The sequence below is a fragment of the Mesorhizobium sp. M7A.F.Ca.CA.004.12.1.1 genome, assembly GCF_003997835.1.
Lineage (GTDB): Bacteria > Pseudomonadota > Alphaproteobacteria > Rhizobiales > Rhizobiaceae > Mesorhizobium.
The window spans coordinates 1-2642 of the sequence record NZ_RZRK01000830.1; the positions used below are offsets into that span (position 1 = coordinate 1).

General features: G+C 63.5%; 4 protein-coding genes. 2 read left to right on the plus strand and 2 right to left on the minus strand.

The genetic code is table 11. From position 1 onward, the window contains the following. Both EN984_RS30320 and EN984_RS30325 read left to right on the plus strand, forming a co-directional pair. Positions 1 to 694, plus strand: a 694-nt coding sequence (locus EN984_RS30320) for an ABC transporter permease (protein WP_164765750.1), incomplete at its 5' end; no start/stop codon positions are given. Then, positions 694 to 1497, plus strand: coding sequence for an ABC transporter permease (locus EN984_RS30325; RefSeq protein WP_127267595.1), 804 nt, complete (start codon positions 694 to 696; stop codon positions 1495 to 1497). The genes EN984_RS30320 and EN984_RS30325, both read left to right, overlap by 1 nt. Here EN984_RS30325 and EN984_RS30330 read toward each other — a convergent pair. Next, positions 1494 to 2282, minus strand: a complete 789-nt coding sequence (locus EN984_RS30330; protein ID WP_127272267.1) for a fumarylacetoacetate hydrolase family protein — start codon at positions 2280 to 2282, stop codon at positions 1494 to 1496. The genes EN984_RS30325 and EN984_RS30330 overlap by 4 nt on opposite strands. Positions 2283 to 2418: 136 nt before the next feature. Beyond that, positions 2419 to 2642: hypothetical protein (locus tag EN984_RS38345; RefSeq protein ID WP_206517520.1), on the minus strand; the 224-nt coding region annotated here is incomplete at its 5' end.

The window sequence follows — 2642 nt, forward strand, 5'->3', positions numbered from 1 at the left end:
GTATGAGGCGCTGCTTACCGACGATCTCGTGCAGTCGGTGTTCATCCGCACGCTGCGCATCGCGGCGGTCGGCACCGTGGTTTCGGTGGCCGCTGCCTACGCCATCACCGTCGTCTGGGTGCGTGGAACCCCGGCACAGCGCCTGGTCGCCGAGTTCTGCATTCTCGTTCCCTTCTGGATTTCCGTGCTGACCCGTGCCTTCGGTTGGGTGGCGCTGCTCTCCAATCGCGGCCTGATCAACAGCTGGCTGCAGGCGATCGGCTTCATTTCCGAACCGTTGGCGCTGGTGCGCAACGAATTCGGCGTCATCGTCGGCATGACGCATTTCCTCATTCCTTTCGCCGTCTTCCCGCTGGCATCGGCTATGCGCAGCCTCGACGACCGCGTGCTCCTGGCCGCGCGCGGGCTCGGCTCCAGCCGCATGCGCACCTTCTGGACAGTGTTCGTGCCGATGACGCGCTCCGGCATCATCGGCGCGGCGATGATCGTGTTCGTCTTCTCGCTCGGCTTCTTCGTCACGCCGGCGATCCTCGGTGGCGGCCGCAGCGTCATGATCGCCGAGCTGATCTATCTCAGGATCTTCCAGAGCCCGGACTGGGGCCTGGGGGCGGCGATCAGCGTCGTGTTGGTGCTGTTCGTCGGCGCGCTGATGGCGCTTTTGTTCCGATACGTCAGACCGAAGCAGTTGATCTGATGCCGACCTACCGCCCCGGTCCCGTCTCGCTGATCATCGCCGCCCTCGTGGCGCTGTTCCTGCTGATGCCGCTGCTCGCCGTCATCCCGGTGTCGCTGACGCCGAGCCGCATGCTGGCGATGCCGTCGGGCGAACTGTCGCTGCGCCACTACCGGGCGCTGGTCGAGGACCCGCGCTGGCTCCAATCGATCCTGCTCTCGATCCGCATCGGTGTCGTCAGCAGCGCCTTTTCAACCGTGCTCGCGCTGTGCTTCAGCCTCGGCGTCTGGATGTTCCAGCCCCGCTTCACCGCGGCCCTGGTCGGCTTCGTGCTACTGCCGATGGTGGTGCCGCCGGTGGTCTCGGCGATCACGCTCTACTTCCTGCTGACCTCGATCTCGGGCTTCAGCACGTTCTTCGGCTATGACACATGGCTCGGCGTCGCCATGGCGCATTCGGTGATGACGGTGCCCTTCGCCACCGTGCTGATGCTGGTCTCGCTCAGCCAGCTCGACCGGCGCATCGACCTTGCCGCGCGGGGCTTAGGGGCCACTGTGTGGGAGCGCGCCACCCGCATCATCATGCCCAACATCAAGTTCGGCATCATCACAGCGGCACTGCTCTCCTTCGTGCTGTCGTGGGAAGAAATCGGCGTCACCCTGTTCATCACCTCGGTCAACGCCATCACCCTGCCGAGGCTGATGTGGATGGGCCTGCGCGACAACATCGACCCGGCGATCGCCGCGCTCTCGGTGATCCTGATCATCATCACCGTGCTGGTGCTGGCGGTGCGCAGTTTCGTGGCCAGGCAGCGCGGAGCCTAGACAAACCGCACCGAGACGCGGCCAAACCGGCCGAGATCGCCGGTGACTTCGTCGCCTGCCTCGACGCTTATCGGCGTCACGCAGGTGCCTGTAATCACCACCTGTCCCGGTTGGAGCGCTATGCCCAGGCCCGACAGCTCGTTGACGAGCCAGGTGAGCGCGATGCGAGGATCGCCCAACACGGCCGCTCCCGATCCGTTGTGCTGCGACTTTCCGGAAACGAAAGCGACCACGGGGTGCTTTGCAAGGTCCACGCCGCGCCAGTCGTCTTCCGCCGCCTCGCCGATGACAAACAGATTGGCGCAGGCATTGTCCGCAATGAGCTGCGGCGCCCCGACGGCGCAGAAATCGTCATAGCGTGAGTCCGGAATTTCGATCGCCGGGTGCAAGGTCGCCACGGCTTTCATCACTTCGGCGATTTCATAGGGCGCAGGACGAGGCGGCAACTCGCGGCCGAAGCGGAAAGCGAACTCGATCTCGGCCACGCGCATCTTGCTCGTCGCCAGCGAAACGGTCCCGCCGACCTCCACCGCTTTTTCGGCCAGGAGACGTCCGGCCATCGGCCTGTCGACGTTGATGTGCCTTTGTCCGGCCAGACTGGTCGCGGCAATCTTCCAGCCGAAAAGCGAGGCCGCCGAGCGATCTATGACATGCGACTGGATGGCGTAACCTTCGAGCCGTGTTTGTGGGCGCAACGCCTCAGGTATGGCGCCGAGACGGGTGCCCTGGTCCCAGTGGCCTACCAACAACCGCGAGGCAGCCCTGGTCTTTTCTGGATCCAACATCATCAGCTTCCGAAATTGCTTCGTGGATCGTCATGCGACCCTGTATCGAGCGAGAATATGTAACCAGGAATCGAGAGTCCATGTTCACGGCGCGGTGCCCGCGGACGATGGTGTTGGCAAAGTCGCCCTTTCGAGATCATCGGCATCCATCATTCCGATGACGAATCGCCATCGCCTCCGCGCGTCGAATGGCTATATTTGTCAGAACACGCAGAACGCGGACAGCTACCGAAAAGCAATAATCGGCAGCGCAGGAACTGGAGGAAAAGACGATGACCGCGCCAGGCGATTTACAGCAGGCACTGTTTCTCAGGCTGAAAAGCGATGCATCGCTGTCGGCCTTGCTGGGCGGCGCCGGAC